This window comes from Shimazuella sp. NTD247 (genome assembly GCF_059510415.1).
On the sequence record NZ_JCAJZU010000008.1, the window covers coordinates 176,078 to 190,670 of the forward strand.

The following is a 14,593-nucleotide window of genomic DNA, read 5'->3' on the forward strand; positions in this document are numbered from 1 at the left end:
CTTCCTATTAAATAATTCTCTCATCTCTTTTAGTAGCTAACAAACGCCGGCGTAAATCTTCATCAATATATTCCTCGACCATTGTTTGCACCAGTGCATTGGTAACACGAACTTGATTATCGACAATATCTAACCAATAAGGAATTCCTCTTCCCTGTTTTGGTGTAAGTGTATAGACCAGTCGAACCAGATCATTTCGATCAGATAATTGTCCGATTAAACCATCTAACCCAACAGGAACGGGACTATCGGAGGGACGAAAAACTGCTCTCCACATTTTCCCACCAAAATAACTCTCATCTAATATGAATGCTTCTCCTACTTCTAGTACTCCATAGAGTAAATCGCGGTCTGTCCATCCCGTATAATCAGGGAAAAATTCATGGATGAGTGTGCTTGTCCCCATCTCCTCGGCGATACCTATAACACTGACTTTTTCTTCTATCGCAACACGTTGTACGCTCTCCCATTTACCCATATCATCTATATGATAGTGCAACAATGATCCATCCATCAACATCGCTTTGGGGTGCCATTCCTGCATTGCCTGAATGGCTACTTCCATTTCTAGATTTGACAACAATGTTCCTCTTTTGCGGGCATGCTGTGCAGGCTGCTGCTCTTTTTCTACTTCTTCCAGCAAAGGGGTATACACATCTGCTGCCCACTTCTCTCCGCCTCTTGTCGCTTTTGCTAATGCCTGAAAAACAGATAATACCCGTTTCTCTGTCCCTTTGGTAGAATTTACAGAACCATCTACTCCCACAATGCTCTTCTCTCCCAAAAATTGGTTTAATTCGTCTTTCTTAAATTTATCAAATTGGTGAAAATGACCAGCTTTTTGCAGTTTTTGTCGAATTTCGTTCGGCTTCTCCATACGAGGAAACTGCCTTCTCAGCGTATCATTTACTTGTTTTAACTTATCTTTTAGCTCCATCGATACTGGTAACATATCGTTTTCTCCTTTTCCTAACAAGTTTCCAACATTCTTCAAGAAATTTTCTATATTTACCCTATTGTAATATTGACTGGTATGGGAATCGCTGGTATGATGAGGAAGAATTAACGATGTCGAAATTTGACGGCAATTGGCAATTAAAAAGAGACAAAAAATAACACTAAAGATCAGAATTGAGAGGAGAAATCAACTAATGTTGAAATCTACAGGTATTGTTCGTAAAGTGGATGAATTGGGTCGCGTGGTGATTCCTATCGAATTACGTCGAACCTTAGGCATTGGTGAAAAAGATGCTCTAGAAATCTATGTAGATGGTGAGCGCATCGTATTGAAAAAATATGAACCAGCTTGTATTTTCACTGGCGAAGTTGACGAAACCGTTCGTTATAAAAATAAAGTAGTTAGCCGTAAATGTATTGAAGAAATGTATGAACTCATTCATGGAAATAAAGTAACTGCAGAATAATTTTTCCTCTATCAAACATAACATATTGTAAGACAGAAACACATACACAAAAACCGAGCTATCTCAAAGCTCGGTTTTTTTCTTCTATTTGAAATATAATTATTTTTCGGGCCTCGGGTTGGGAGAAGTGCTCACCAATCCGAGGGTCCCACGTTCTACCGCGCAGTCAGAGAATTCTGCACGATGCGGAACAGCCTGCTGCGCCAGTTCTTGCTGCTCGGAAGACCACGGCGCTTCTTTTCGAGCTCCTGACCGTACCAAATGCAGTACGGGAGGACATCCACAGGGATGCTGTAGTACTTGGAGAGCTCCTCCATAGACATGTCCATCATGCCAGAGAGGTATTCCTCCCGAATGCCACATTCCTCCGGAGTCGAGAAGTCCTGTCGGCTCTCAGGAAGGCGCACATTGATGAGAATGTCGATGGCGTCCTGTTGATCCCCCAGAAAACGGCTGTCATTGTCAGCTACGACCAACATAGCGAGAATGGCGTAGAGCTTGTTCCTGGTCATCTCCGAGACACGGTAGTAGCCGTACTCGCTCTTCTGCATGAGATTTTCTCCCAGTTGAACGTGGGTTGGTTCGTTTGCATTTATTGTATCATCTAATACAATAAATGTCAGTTGCTAATTCAGCCCGTGATATGCTTGATATACTTCTCGCTTTGGTATATTCCGGTCTTTTGCAGTCTGGCGTATCGCCTCTTTTTTATCCATCCCACCTGCTGCATAATGATCCACATGCTCCACTAGATTTAGTGATTCCCACCAGATATCTTTAGTGCTTATCAATAGGTCTCTTGATGCACCTTCGATTACTATCACATATTCTCCTAATATTTCTCGTTCTATCACATAGGCGAGTATTTCTTCTATTGTCCCTCTCAGCCACTCTTCATGCTTTTTAGTAATCTCCCTCGCAACTGTAATTTTTCTATTCCCCATCACAGCCAAACAATCTTTTAACATCTCCTTCAGTCGGTGAGGTGATTCATAAAAAATAAGGGTGGTAGGGAAAGCAGCCCATTTTTCCAACTCCTTCTTGCGATCCCTTTTTTGACGAGGTAAAAAACCAATAAAAGTAAAAGGCTGAGCAGCGATTCCGGAAGCGACAAGTGCATCAATGGCTGCATTTGGTCCAGAGACAGGAATAACTGGAATTCCTGCTTCTATCGCGGCATTAACCAAAACCTCTCCTGGATCTGAGATCGCGGGCATGCCAGCATCACTGACAACAGCTACTGATTTCCCTCTTTCTAGCAGTTGAATGATCTCTCGTTTCTTAGATTCTTGGTTATGCTCATGAAAACTTGTCAATGGGGTGGTGAAAGAAAAATAAGAAAGCAGTTTTCTCGTATGTCTGGTATCTTCTGCAGCGATCAAATCAACTGTCCTTAGTGTTTCAATCGCTCGTGGACTCATTTCTGTTAAATTGCCAATAGGTGTTCCTACCACATATAAACTTCCTTTGTTTTGATCGTCATTTGCAAAACTTTTTTGTTTATTCATGTCCTGCCCCTGTATATATTAGTTGCTGCTTTTGTTTTCTTGACCAAGATTTCACTTCTAGCTCTCTACGAAGCGCTTCTGATTTGTCTTTTGCAGCTTCTTGATAGACTAACCTTACTGGCAGTCTTGCACGTGTATATTTAGAAGCCTTGCCTAATTGGTGCTGGGTTAACCGGTTTTCCAATCGATTGGTAATGCCCGTATAATAAGTGCCATCAGAGCACTCCAATATGTATACGATATACATAGTCCGTCCTTTCAAAAAAAGGCGCCGGATAACCGGCGCTCTAATCTTCTTTGGTCTTGTCCAGAAAAGCAATGCAAAATAAGCAGTTGCCGTCTGTTCTCATCCGACCATAGTGCACATTGCATATATGAAATCCTTCATCATACAGATTCATCAAATGGTTGTTTCCAATATTTTGGTGAAGTGTCGTGTGGTCTACTTCATCGTTGGAAGTTGAAGCGTTGTTTCTAGATACTTCTTGTTGTAATTTGCGAAGTTGATCATTTTCAAGGGTAAGACGTGTATTTTCTTCCATCAAATGGACGATTTCAGATTTGAGACCACCCAATTCTTTATACAATTCACCGATCTGTTCCTCTACTTGTGCAACTCGCTTAAATATTGCCTGTTTATCCAAATCTCCACCCCACTTTCCTTCAGAGGAAGATTTTTGTTATCGACCTCTACCTTGTAACCATTTTGTAGGGGCAAAAAACTCAAGCTTCAACGGTAACTTCATCTAGCGAGTGTTCCACCATGGCTCCTGTTTCTTCCAGTTGAACTTTTACTTTTCGTTCAATCAGATCGAGTAGCATTACTTGGCCTAGACCTGCTGGAGTATATACAGCATCGCCGATATCCGGCAATGAATCCTTTGTTTCTTCGTAGTTATCATTCTCATATTTCAAACAACACATCAATCGACCGCATAAACCTGAAATTTTGGTTGGATTGAGAGAAAGATTTTGATCTTTTGCCATTTTAATGGAAACTGGCTCAAAATCACCTAAAAACGAAGAACAGCAAAGAACACGTCCACATGGACCTATCCCGCCTAACATTTTTGCCTCATCTCGAACTCCTATTTGTCTAAGCTCAATCCGCGTACGGAATACCGCAGCTAAATCACGAACCAATTCCCGAAAATCAACACGACCATCTGCAGTAAAATAAAAAATTAATTTATTGCGGTCAAACGTATATTCAGCATCAACGAGTTTCATCTCTAATTGATGTTCTTTCACTTTCTCCGAGCAAATACGTAGCGCTTCTTCAGCTGCAAATTGATTGGAATGCTGCTTATCTATGTCTTCTTTTGTCGCTAAACGTAAAACTCGTTTTAATGGGAGTACTACTTCATCCTCTTCTACATAACGAACTCCCCATACTACTCTTCCAAACTCTATCCCTCTGACAGTCTCCACAATAACGGATGAATCGCGCTCCATTATAAGATCATCAGGATTAAAGAAGTATATCTTACCCGCTTCTTTGAAACGGACACCTATTACTTTTAACATTGCTGATCAACCCTCCAACCCTAGGCTGTATCTCACCTATTGAGTTGTACATAAAAAAACATAATGTATGCATCTATTTTATCACCGGAAGATTCATTACGGCAAATGAAAAGAAATCCAATTCTTAGCATTGTATGTACGATTGAATGTCTTGTAGAATCTCCTCAAAAATAGTTTTCTTGCTTTTTGTAGCATCGATCAGCTTAATTCGTTCTTTATTCTCTTCAGCTAATACCAAATAACCTTCACGCACACGTTTATGAAAGGTTAGTGATTTTTGCTCCATTCGGTCTTTTCCGACCTGACGGGAGGCCATTCTCGCTTGTGAAGCTGAAATGGATAAATCCAAAAGATAAGTCCGATTAGGAAAATAGTTATTAATTGCTTGCTTGTTTATTTGCAGCACATCTTGTAAAGGGACTCCAGCACCATATGCTTGATAAGCAACGGTAGAATCGATGAAACGATCACATAAAACAATTTTCCCCGCTTCTAAAGCTGGTTTGATAACTTGTTCCATTAACTGTGCGCGAGAGGCTGCATATAAAAACAACTCGGTAAAGACAGCAAAAGGTTCTTCAATTGTGGGATCTAATAGGAGTTTTCGTATTTCTGTACCTATTTTCGTACCACCTGGATCACGCACTTGGACCACGGAATGTTCTACTGATAAATAATCATACAATTTTGCTATCTGTGTAGATTTCCCCACTCCTTCGATTCCCTCAAATGTTATGAATACGCCCTTCATTCTAAAACCTCATTTTATGTCTAATAATAAACAGAAACCCAGTATTGACCATCTTGTTTTTCTAAACCTCGAATTTTTCCTCCCATACCTTGTAAATGCAAGAGATAATCAATTGAATTTTGATCAATTACCTCTCCCATTAATATATAAGGAACACCAGGAGGATAAGGAACAAGATGAACAGCACTTCTCTTTCCAATTGCTTTTTTCACGGGAACTTTGCATCGTTCTCTTGTTCTACATTCGGCATAAGGAATAAGCTCTCCTCCCCTGTTCGGAAGAACCTCTAAATTCTTTCTTGTTAAATCTTTCTGCTCTTTTTTATGTAACTGGTGAAGTGTCTGAACAAGGTGTTCTAATTCTTTTTGCCGGGTACCTAATGAAAAAACAAACAATACTTTTTTATCGTCTGCTAATTCACTATAAATTCCTTTATCTTCAAGAAACTTAGCCATTTCGTATCCAGTATAGCAACTACTCGATAACGATAGTTTTAGGGGATCCATTACAGACGGTACAGTAAACTCCATCACAGACTTTATCTGAGTTAGTGATACACGCAATTCAGTTAACATTTTTATTAAACACTCTAATGCCTCATGTCCATGTAACGCCATATATCTTCTCGCCAAATCTAGAGAAGCCATCAGCGGATAAGAAGGACTGCTTGATTGAATCATTTTTAAATACTGGTCTAAGAGCATACTATTCATTTTTGTTCCCTGTAAATGAATCATGGAAGACATCGTCATCGATGGAAGCATTTTATGGGTCGATTGGATACTAACATCCGCACCCCAATGTATCGCGCGCTCTGGTAAAGACGGGTGAAAACCAAAATGTGCACCATGTGCCTCATCTACAATAAGCGGAATATGATGTGCATGTACGACTTCTGATAGTTCCTTCAACGGTTGAACGACTCCAAAATATGTGGGGCTCGTAAGTATAACTGCCTTCACTTCAGGGTACTTGTCCAGTAAGCAGTTTAATTTTTCCGTCGAAATCGGTAGTTCTAGTCCTGTCATTGCATCATATTCACTTGGTATAGTTACAACTCTAGCACTTGCTAAAAAACATCCATGAAACACGGACTGATGACAACTTCGACCTACCAAAATCATATCATTTGGTTTGCAAACTGTCAGAATAGAAGCGAGGATGCCAGCAGTTGTCCCCCCTACCAAAAACCTTGTTTTTTCCGCTTGGAACAACTGTGCTGCAATTTCTTGTGCCTCTTTAATCACTCCTGTCGGATCATGTAGGTCATCCAACTTCCCAATCTCTGTCAAATCGATAGACAAAAGGCTGGAGTAACGCTGAAGACCACCTTGATCGTACGCTTGACCTGCTTTATGACCTGGCACATGAAAATTTGCTTTGGATTTTTTGCTATGTTCTTGTAGTGCTTCCCACAAAGGAGCATTGGATTGATCAGACATGTCAAGCCCCATTCACTTTCTTTCTAGTGTGTACAACAAGAAGCGACCCCTTTTTCTAGAGTCGCTTTCCTTTCCTCCTCCAAGACTACCAAATCTCTTTTAGTCTGGCTATATAGAAATCATATCCCCATTCTGTTACGTTCGCAGCTGCTATATCTTGTTCACAAATCGTGCACACAGGTTTATTTAAAATATGGAGTACATCTCTACGTTCATTCTCACAAACAATACATCTTTCTGGCTCGTTGCTTTTTTCCATATGCTCTTACTCACCTCTATCTAGCATTCCTTCTATTGTCATTATTTCCAATTTGCCGATAAAGATACAAGTCATTTCTTTTACTACTATTTAAAAATACTTCTTATTAGAACAAGCTGATCATCTTTCCTGCATATTTTTTCTACAGAAAAGGAATGGTAAGCAAAAAGGAGGCAGCAATATGGTAGTGAAAACGATGATAACATTTTTATTTGCTTATTTTATTCCAGTATTAATATTGTCTCGCATCTGCTTATTTGGCGCATTTCATTTTTTAAATAAAACGCAGCGAAATTAACTCTCTTTCGCATAACTCTGCCTGCAACCCTTGTCAGCAGACGGTAACTACTCAATGTGGGCAACTGCGGCAATGTTGCATTGGACAAACCATCGATGACAACACTTTTTCCACGAGTTAATGCTTGAAAAGCAGTTTCTACTACTCAAAGAGATGTCCTCATCTTACATATTTTTATTGGAATTACCCCCTGATACCTCGAAAAACCTTGTCTTTGTTGGACAGGACAAAGTGATAAGTACGAATATCTTTAGAGCAATATTTCTCAGCCATCGTTTGCGAAATACTAACGCTTTTGTAGGCTCCATATAACATATAGAGCATTGGCACAAAGGAGATAACCGATGCCAAATTAATAACCGTTTCCTGCCCTTTTCGATTATATCGGGTAAAAAAATAAGAGACAAATCAAGAACAGCCGCAACATTGACCATTACTTGTCAATAGTCAACCTCAAGTGAATTTGATAAAAACTTCCCACTTGTGCCAAAACCTGCATTATTCACTTCACTAGGAAATTAAATTCCAATCTCCAATCATCTAATGCACTTTTTATTTTTATGCTGCATGCTCTTCACTTAGATCCTGGACAATAACTTCCACCCTTGTTGTTGTTTGTGCGGAGTGTGTTTGCTATTTCTTGTAATATATCTTTCGATTTAACAACATCAAAACCGCGATTGACTAACTCATGAGCGAATGCTTTCCCAAGGTTCCTGATGGTGCCCTATGACTTTCTTGGTCACACCTACCTCCTTGTCTCTTGCATCTTACGAACTATTTTGGTCACCAATTTCCTTGGAACAAAGCGAACAAGTTTGGCAAGTAAGCTGTTTTTGAAACCAGGAATAACAACGGCTTTTTTATTTAAAAATCCATGGTATCCAATTTTTGCTACAGTTTGAACATCCATGACGCCTTTTTGAAATAATTTTGATGATCCTAAATTCGCTCTAGCTTCAAATTCCGTAGCAGTGGGACCGGGACATAACGCTGTGACACTAACTCCAGTCCCAGTCAATTCATTTGCCAGCGCTTCGGAAAAAGACAGAACATAAGCTTTTGTTGCATAGTACACAGCCATCAAAGGACCTGGTTGAAAAGCAGCAGTTGAAGCAACGTTTAATATTCCTCCTTGCTTTCTTTTTACCATGCCGCTTAACAGCGCTTTGGTCAAACGGGTAAGAACAGCAATATTTAATGTGATCATTTCTTGTTCTTCTCTCGCATCAGTCTCCAAATAAGATCCATATTGACCAAAACCAGCATTATTTACTAAATAGTCAATTGTTCGTTCCTTTTCGTCCAAATATTGAAGAAGTTCTTCTACAGCATGAGGTTTAATCAAATATTTGATCACAGAATCCAAATCACAATCGTATTTCTCTTTTACTGTAAGTTGTAATTCCTTCAATTTTACTTCATTTCTGGCAACTGCAATAACATGGTAGTTATTTTCTGCAAATAACATGGCCATTTCCCAACCTATCCCACTCGAGGCACCTGTTATTAATACTGTCTCTTTCATTTACAAGCTCCTTTATGTATTTACTGCGTAAAGTTTATTTTATGCTTTACCAGTCATTGTTTCATAGTTTGTTCACCGTTTCAAAAAAAAGTAAATCAGGCTATACTAATATGGATAATGGAAACGATTTAGGAGATAACATGAAAATCATCGATGAAGCGTTTGTTTATTGCATGAATATCATTAATCTCAGTGATCCAAATTATCCAGCTTATCAGCCGGAATACACAGACAATTTTAAAAAGGAGTTTCCAAATATCCCTTGGGATGCAGAAACTCCGGATGCTTTTAGAAAATATTTTGGTGCAAATGTTCTTGCTGCAAAACAAGTAGTTGAATATGCACGAAAGAATCCTATCCAGCGATAGCAAACGCCCCAGTACCATTGGTTACTGGGGCACCAATTCACCTAGTCCTTTGTATTTTTCGAACTGATGCAATATATTTTTTACTTTTTCCATCCGTTGTTTAAGTGGACCTTCCAATCGAATAAAAGGTATTTTGCGAGTCAACAAATCAGCAGTCATCCTTTTTTGAAAAATACGGCGGTGAACATCTCCAGACCGATCCCATGTATCATCATAAGGTATGTCGTCCTCACATAAAAAAACAAGGTCATAACGTTTCGATGTCTCATTCGCCAGCGTCACCAAATCGGGATGTACATCATGATGATAATCTTGAGAAAAGTGGTACGTTGTAATGGCATTTGTATCAACAAAAAAGTATTTATTCGCGTCTAAAATCAAATCATTCTCTTTTTCTAGATGCCCCTTTGCAAGTTCAACCAACTGCTCTTTTGTCAATCTGCGATTGATTTGATGCTTCTCCCAAAACTCCCGTCCATATTCAGGCATCCAAGTAGTCTGATATTCCTTAGACAATTGTTCGGTAATAGTAGTTTTTCCAGTGGAAGGTGCACCTAAAAAAACCACTTTTGTGATAAAAGCTTCGTATACAATCGGCTCTAAAAAACGACGATAACCATAACAGTCTGCCCGCACTTTTGTACCCGACACAGGGTACTTCACACGTTCCTCATCTACTCTCCGATCTATTGCCCCTAGTGCTCGACTCACATGCTCCCCGTAAAACTCACTCGAATAAAAATGAGTTATTTTTTTTCCCTTCAATTGCTTCAATATATATTGTTCCTGCATTGCCTTGATACGAGGGGCATCCCCTACTTCCGTCGGTCCATCCCAAGCTTCGATTACTTCAATAGTTGGATATAGACTTCTTAGCCAGTTCGCACGAACGGGGAGGGGAATATCAATTGTATCTGGGCTATCATAAATCATTACGATTACTTTTTCCATTTCTTGAATAGCTGTCTCAATCATATACTGATGCCCGATATGCAAGGGAGCAAACTTCCCTAAAGTCAGACCAATTTTTCTCACAACAAAAAATTTCCCTTCTTTTATCGACTGTTATTTACTTCATTCATATTTACTTTTTTACTCCAACTGACTAAACCAGTAATGGCAATAAGTAAAAATATCAAATATAAGAAGGCGACAGAATACAGGTCTTTGTACAAATACATACCGACGGAAAGTACATCCACTACAATCCAAGCATACCAGTTCTCTAAAATTTTACTCGATAACAAGTATTGCGCGATAATACTAAGGACCGCAATAAAAGCATCCATATAAGGAATAGAGGCATCTGTATAATTTATCAATACATAACCCCATAGTATTGTTGCAACAACCAAAACAATAGGCAAAATAATTAACATGTTAGTAGTAATCTTTTTTGTTGGTCTCACGCTTGCCTGATTCCGTTTCGTAACCCATATAATCCAGCCTTGAATACTTAAAATAAAGAAAAGCACTTGCAAAGTCATATCTGCATACAACTTCGCTTCGAAAAACATTACAAAAAAACACCCGACATTTACCAGACCAATGGGCCAACACCATATATTTTCTTTTGCTGTCAACCAAACACAAAGTAATCCTGTCAAAGTGGCCACCATTTCCAATGCGGATACAGATAAATAAGTACATACACCCATACATATCAGCAAAATAATATCCGCTGCTCTTTTTCTTAGCAAAATCAACTTCCTCCACTTAAGCATGTATTTATTCTATATAGAAATACACTACCATAAGTGTCGAAAATTTGTCTTGTTTTTGGAAGACTGTCTATGAGCTGCAAGATACGCTTGTAGTATCAACAAAGTATCCTCTCTTACTGATAATGTCACTACTAATTTTCTTTGATTTAAATTAGTAGCTATTCACTGATTCATCACTTTGAAGAGGGGATGGTGTGTTTGTTTTTAGTTACCCTACTCTTTAGAATTTCTTTTTAAGATAAATCCAATAACTGAGCCCTAAAATAATGGTAAGTGACATTAAAGTAGTAATAGAAACCCTTAGAAGGGTATAATCAATTGTTACCCAACCTGTAACCAAGATTACAATAGCTAATCCACATAGTAAAAATAAAAACAAGAAATTGGATAATTTATAAGCCATCATTATTGCTCTTTCATCTTTCCCTTCTTTTGATGTCAAAATTACCAGCATTACTAATGCTAATAAAGAAAATACAGTCAATCCATTTGTAATAGTAATAAGCGTCCCCATTCTTACCATCTCCTCTATTCATTTCTCTTTGATTTACCAACACAAGAAGGCTTCACACTATACCCATTTTTATACTTTTAATACAATAACTAATAATAAAGTCAGGCCAATCAAGCCATACAACGGCAAATGATTATGAAACGCATTGTGAAACCAAGTTATCATCGCATACCCCGCCTTTCATTTGGTATATTGAAACACTTCATTAACATCCACTCCAAAAGCAATGGCAATTTCAAATCCTAGCGCTAAAGAAGGAGTGTATTTTCCCTTCTCAATCGAAATAATTGTTTGTCTGCTTACCCCAACTCTTTGTGCTAGTTCTTGTTGAGTCATTTTATACTCCGCTCTTAAAACAGCTATGCGGTTAGTTAACTCTCCAATTTTTGCTCCCATTTATTTCACCTCAATCTCACAGACATGTACAAATTAATCAACAGGTTTTTTTATTATTTTATTTTACATAAAGTAAAACTTACTTTACTTATTGTAAAATATATTTTACTTTTTGTAAAGTTTATTTTACATAAAGTAAAATGATAAAATAAGAAGAGAAAATATCAAATAGTGCAGGACAAATCTCTTTGAACCTAAATGAGTTAGACATGTTTGAAATAGAGACAATTAGCAAAATTAGAAAAGATATTTCACGCTGAACAATAGAATGCAAAACTTTGCGCAGGCAAGCACTGATGATGATCTTCATTATTATTACCTACATATCGGTGCATCGAATGTCGGATAAAGCACTTTTCTTTCTGTTATTTTCTTTATGAGGAGGCGTTTTGGATGAATATGCTTGCAAACATGAACAAAGCAATGGATTACATTGAAGGAAATTTAACAACTGAAATTGATTTCCAGAAAGTCGCCAAAATTAGTCTTTGTTCGGAATATCATTTCAAAAGAATGTTTTCCTATCTCGCTGGGATACCCTTATCCGAATATATACGAAATCGACGTCTCACACTCGCTGCTATGGAATTAAAAGAAAAAAATAGACGTATCATAGATATTGCTCTGGAATACGGCTATCAATCATCGGATTCCTTTAGCAGAGCATTTTATAAACTTCACGGAATTCTCCCATCAGAAGTAAAAACAGCAAATCATCGTATGCAAGCATATCCCAAAATGAGCTTCCAACTTACTGTGAAAGGAACATCACAAATGGAATATCGAATTGTAGAGAAGGCAGCCTTTCGGATAATAGGATTAAAAAAACGAGTACCCATTCAATTTAAAGGGGTTAATCCAGAAATAGCAGCGATGTGGAAAAGCTTAGATTCATCCACAATCGAGCAGCTCAAATCACTCTCATCTGTAGAACCTTTCGGTTTGATCAATGTGTCAGCTAATTTTTCTGAACAGCGAATGGAAGAAAAAGGAGAGTTGGATCATTACATTGGTGTTGCTACAGATGCTGTATGTCCGCCAAATTTGGAATGCCTTGAAGTACAAGCAGGAACATGGGGAGTTTTTGAAGCAGTCGGGAAGTTCCCAGATACTCTTCAGGATGTATGGGGGCGCATTTATGCAGAATGGTTTCCTTCAAGTAACTATGAACTAATAAATGGACCGGAAATTTTATGGAATGAAAGCAAAGATACCGAGTCGCTTCATTTTCGTAGTCAGATTTGGATTCCTATGAAAAAGAAGTAATAGAAGGTATTTCAAATGATTCTTGGTATCAAAAGGAAAAGGGAGCACAAAGGATCTAGACTAGATTTCCTAAATATTATTACATGAGAATATGGAAAGAATCATCACGGACATAAAGACTTAGAGAAGATAGAAAACAGCTTTACTTTTTGATTTGGCAGTCCATAGATGATGTAGATAATTTTCTTGTTATAATTTAAAGAATGAGCAGCAAATAATTTATAAAATATGGATTATTCGTTAAAGCTAAACAGTACCCTAATTGCCATTGTTATTGGGGTACTGTTTATTTATATCCATATTAGTCACTCAATTTACCTGTAGCAGAACAACCCTTACTTAATTGGTAACCAGTTCCATTACAATATAATTGAAGAATCCAATTACGTCTACTATCTCTTTTATTGGACACAGAATAAGATTTTGATTTTCTTGGATAAACATATCCACTTGAAAGCACCAACCCAGAATCTGTTTTAACCTCATAATAAACTTTTTTAGGGCCTGTATTCTTCACATACACATGTAAAATCTTATCACTGCCGCCGTCAATTGGGAAATCATTTCTTTCTGAATAATCTTTTGGCTTCAAAACTACTTTACTCTCATAAGCAAATGCCATAAATGTAAAACTAAAAAAACAAACAACTGTTAATAAAGATAGAAAAAGTTTTTTCATTATGTAGCTTCTCCATTCATCAAAATAAAACTTATATACAAAATTACTATAGTTAGTAAAATTGTAAATTACCGATAGATTGATTATACATAATATAAACAATATTTACTATATAATTGTTCAAGGTTTGGTATCCTTATGTTCTAATATTCCATCTCTTTAAAAAGTAGGGGATAATATAAAAGTAAACTGACAATGTGCTGACTTACAGAAACGGAATCCAGATGAAGTATAGAGAACTCTTCATGAAAAAAAGTGCAAAAATCTCAGGAGAGTAGTTTGGACTCAGACCTATCTGACTTGAACACTCCCCTACTATGTGGCGGGAGTAGGTATCCTCATCGAAAAGATGAATCTTCCTTCCTTTCAACTCGGAATTAGCCTCACAGCTGCTCGTGGAATTATCATTTGTCTGTATACAGAGATGGAGATTTATGCTGAATCTAGATTAAAAGACACAGCAGCAGTTGTAAGTTCAACGTTTCAAACTACAACAGAGGTAGGTAAACTTATGGGGGGGTTTTTTGCTGGCTACTTCCTTATGAATGCATACCTCTAATTGGGTTTATTCTAGTTGGAAAAAAAAGACAAAAAACAACCAGCTAGTTTGACCTTTTGGCGGTAGATTAATGATCTATCGCCAACAAGTTTTTATCCATATAAAATTCATCTAGTTTTCGTCTTTATTCATACTGAACATAAGAAATAAAGTACTCATGTCTTATTTTACTCTTGGCCTAATGATCTTTAGACTGAACAAGTAATAATGAGTCTGCAGTCACAGGATCATGTGAAGTCTTTGCAAATCTTAAAAGATACAAAGAACAGGCTATTATATATTAGTATGGAAAGAAAAATCATGATTTACAATAGGTGAAAAAATTTTTTCACTTTCAAAAAAATAAATCA

The 14,593-nt window shown here is 37.6% G+C and carries 18 protein-coding genes; 3 read left to right on the plus strand and 15 right to left on the minus strand.

What is annotated here, in order from left to right:
* Positions 1 to 7: 7 nt before the first annotated feature.
* Complete coding sequence (locus AC5WOC_RS18925) at positions 8 to 952, minus strand: DNA double-strand break repair nuclease NurA (protein ID WP_496056974.1); 945 nt, start codon at positions 950 to 952, stop codon at positions 8 to 10.
* A gap of 199 nt (positions 953 to 1,151) precedes the next feature.
* Between AC5WOC_RS18925 and AC5WOC_RS18930 the strand changes: the two genes are divergently transcribed.
* The gene (locus tag AC5WOC_RS18930; RefSeq protein WP_240876473.1) at positions 1,152 to 1,424 is read left to right on the plus strand and encodes an AbrB/MazE/SpoVT family DNA-binding domain-containing protein; all 273 of its coding nucleotides are present in this window, start codon (positions 1,152 to 1,154) and stop codon (positions 1,422 to 1,424) included.
* A gap of 155 nt (positions 1,425 to 1,579) precedes the next feature.
* Here AC5WOC_RS18930 and AC5WOC_RS18935 read toward each other — a convergent pair whose 3' ends face one another.
* The 9 genes from AC5WOC_RS18935 to AC5WOC_RS18975 form a co-directional block, all read right to left on the minus strand.
* Positions 1,580 to 1,975, minus strand: coding sequence for a hypothetical protein (locus tag AC5WOC_RS18935; RefSeq protein WP_496056975.1), 396 nt, complete (start codon positions 1,973 to 1,975; stop codon positions 1,580 to 1,582).
* A 75-nt stretch (positions 1,976 to 2,050) separates the two neighbouring features.
* Entirely contained in the window at positions 2,051 to 2,932 is an 882-nt protein-coding gene (rsmI, locus tag AC5WOC_RS18940; RefSeq protein WP_496056976.1) for a 16S rRNA (cytidine(1402)-2'-O)-methyltransferase, read from the minus strand.
* The gene (locus AC5WOC_RS18945; protein ID WP_496056977.1) at positions 2,925 to 3,179 is read right to left on the minus strand and encodes a GIY-YIG nuclease family protein; all 255 of its coding nucleotides are present in this window, start codon (positions 3,177 to 3,179) and stop codon (positions 2,925 to 2,927) included. Before AC5WOC_RS18945 ends, rsmI begins: the two co-directional genes overlap by 8 nt.
* A 40-nt stretch (positions 3,180 to 3,219) precedes the next feature.
* Positions 3,220 to 3,576, minus strand: a complete 357-nt coding sequence (locus tag AC5WOC_RS18950) for an initiation-control protein YabA (RefSeq protein ID WP_496056978.1) — start codon at positions 3,574 to 3,576, stop codon at positions 3,220 to 3,222.
* A 79-nt stretch (positions 3,577 to 3,655) separates the two neighbouring features.
* The gene (locus AC5WOC_RS18955) at positions 3,656 to 4,459 is read right to left on the minus strand and encodes a PSP1 domain-containing protein (RefSeq protein ID WP_496056979.1); all 804 of its coding nucleotides are present in this window, start codon (positions 4,457 to 4,459) and stop codon (positions 3,656 to 3,658) included.
* A gap of 124 nt (positions 4,460 to 4,583) precedes the next feature.
* A complete protein-coding gene (tmk, locus tag AC5WOC_RS18960) occupies positions 4,584 to 5,210 on the minus strand; it encodes a dTMP kinase (RefSeq protein WP_496056980.1) in 627 nt (208 codons plus the stop codon).
* A gap of 20 nt (positions 5,211 to 5,230) precedes the next feature.
* A complete protein-coding gene (locus AC5WOC_RS18965) occupies positions 5,231 to 6,652 on the minus strand; it encodes an aminotransferase class I/II-fold pyridoxal phosphate-dependent enzyme (RefSeq protein ID WP_496056981.1) in 1,422 nt (473 codons plus the stop codon).
* Positions 6,653 to 6,737: 85 nt separating this feature from the next.
* Positions 6,738 to 6,911 (minus strand): sigma factor G inhibitor Gin, encoded by a 174-nt coding sequence (locus tag AC5WOC_RS18970; RefSeq protein ID WP_496056982.1) that lies wholly within the window; start codon positions 6,909 to 6,911, stop codon positions 6,738 to 6,740.
* 1,046 nt (positions 6,912 to 7,957) lie between these two features.
* Positions 7,958 to 8,737: an SDR family NAD(P)-dependent oxidoreductase gene (locus AC5WOC_RS18975; protein ID WP_496056983.1), complete on the minus strand. Its 780-nt coding sequence runs from the start codon at positions 8,735 to 8,737 to the stop codon at positions 7,958 to 7,960.
* A 140-nt stretch (positions 8,738 to 8,877) separates the two neighbouring features.
* Here AC5WOC_RS18975 and AC5WOC_RS18980 point away from each other — a divergent pair, with 140 nt between their 5' ends.
* Positions 8,878 to 9,105 (plus strand): hypothetical protein, encoded by a 228-nt coding sequence (locus AC5WOC_RS18980; RefSeq protein ID WP_496056984.1) that lies wholly within the window; start codon positions 8,878 to 8,880, stop codon positions 9,103 to 9,105.
* A 21-nt stretch (positions 9,106 to 9,126) separates the two neighbouring features.
* On the opposite strand, the gene AC5WOC_RS18985 is transcribed toward AC5WOC_RS18980, so the two are convergent.
* The 4 genes from AC5WOC_RS18985 to AC5WOC_RS19000 form a co-directional block, all read right to left on the minus strand.
* A complete protein-coding gene (locus tag AC5WOC_RS18985; RefSeq protein ID WP_496056985.1) occupies positions 9,127 to 10,140 on the minus strand; it encodes an AAA family ATPase in 1,014 nt (337 codons plus the stop codon).
* A gap of 20 nt (positions 10,141 to 10,160) precedes the next feature.
* A complete protein-coding gene (gene pnuC, locus AC5WOC_RS18990) occupies positions 10,161 to 10,805 on the minus strand; it encodes a nicotinamide riboside transporter PnuC (protein ID WP_496056986.1) in 645 nt (214 codons plus the stop codon).
* A gap of 244 nt (positions 10,806 to 11,049) precedes the next feature.
* Complete coding sequence (locus tag AC5WOC_RS18995; protein ID WP_496056987.1) at positions 11,050 to 11,343, minus strand: hypothetical protein; 294 nt, start codon at positions 11,341 to 11,343, stop codon at positions 11,050 to 11,052.
* A gap of 180 nt (positions 11,344 to 11,523) precedes the next feature.
* Positions 11,524 to 11,739 (minus strand): helix-turn-helix transcriptional regulator, encoded by a 216-nt coding sequence (locus AC5WOC_RS19000; protein ID WP_496056988.1) that lies wholly within the window; start codon positions 11,737 to 11,739, stop codon positions 11,524 to 11,526.
* A gap of 393 nt (positions 11,740 to 12,132) precedes the next feature.
* Here AC5WOC_RS19000 and AC5WOC_RS19005 point away from each other — a divergent pair, with 393 nt between their 5' ends.
* Entirely contained in the window at positions 12,133 to 13,005 is an 873-nt protein-coding gene (locus AC5WOC_RS19005) for an AraC family transcriptional regulator (protein WP_496056989.1), read from the plus strand.
* 301 nt (positions 13,006 to 13,306) lie between these two features.
* Here AC5WOC_RS19005 and AC5WOC_RS19010 read toward each other — a convergent pair whose 3' ends face one another.
* Entirely contained in the window at positions 13,307 to 13,684 is a 378-nt protein-coding gene (locus tag AC5WOC_RS19010) for a hypothetical protein (RefSeq protein WP_496056990.1), read from the minus strand.
* Positions 13,685 to 14,593: the final 909 nt, after the last annotated feature.

Coding starts and splice junctions, on each gene's coding strand:
- AC5WOC_RS18925 (WP_496056974.1), bottom strand. CDS start 952: ATGTTACCAGTATCGATGGAGCTAAAAGATAAGTTAAAACAAGTAAAT.
- AC5WOC_RS18930 (WP_240876473.1), top strand. CDS start 1,152: ATGTTGAAATCTACAGGTATTGTTCGTAAAGTGGATGAATTGGGTCGC.
- AC5WOC_RS18935 (WP_496056975.1), bottom strand. CDS start 1,975: ATGCAGAAGAGCGAGTACGGCTACTACCGTGTCTCGGAGATGACCAGG.
- rsmI (WP_496056976.1), bottom strand. CDS start 2,932: ATGAATAAACAAAAAAGTTTTGCAAATGACGATCAAAACAAAGGAAGT.
- AC5WOC_RS18945 (WP_496056977.1), bottom strand. CDS start 3,179: ATGTATATCGTATACATATTGGAGTGCTCTGATGGCACTTATTATACG.
- AC5WOC_RS18955 (WP_496056979.1), bottom strand. CDS start 4,459: ATGTTAAAAGTAATAGGTGTCCGTTTCAAAGAAGCGGGTAAGATATAC.
- tmk (WP_496056980.1), bottom strand. CDS start 5,210: ATGAAGGGCGTATTCATAACATTTGAGGGAATCGAAGGAGTGGGGAAA.
- AC5WOC_RS18965 (WP_496056981.1), bottom strand. CDS start 6,652: ATGTCTGATCAATCCAATGCTCCTTTGTGGGAAGCACTACAAGAACAT.
- AC5WOC_RS18970 (WP_496056982.1), bottom strand. CDS start 6,911: ATGGAAAAAAGCAACGAGCCAGAAAGATGTATTGTTTGTGAGAATGAA.
- AC5WOC_RS18975 (WP_496056983.1), bottom strand. CDS start 8,737: ATGAAAGAGACAGTATTAATAACAGGTGCCTCGAGTGGGATAGGTTGG.
- AC5WOC_RS18980 (WP_496056984.1), top strand. CDS start 8,878: ATGAAAATCATCGATGAAGCGTTTGTTTATTGCATGAATATCATTAAT.
- AC5WOC_RS18995 (WP_496056987.1), bottom strand. CDS start 11,343: ATGGGGACGCTTATTACTATTACAAATGGATTGACTGTATTTTCTTTA.
- AC5WOC_RS19000 (WP_496056988.1), bottom strand. CDS start 11,739: ATGGGAGCAAAAATTGGAGAGTTAACTAACCGCATAGCTGTTTTAAGA.
- AC5WOC_RS19005 (WP_496056989.1), top strand. CDS start 12,133: ATGAATATGCTTGCAAACATGAACAAAGCAATGGATTACATTGAAGGA.
- AC5WOC_RS19010 (WP_496056990.1), bottom strand. CDS start 13,684: ATGAAAAAACTTTTTCTATCTTTATTAACAGTTGTTTGTTTTTTTAGT.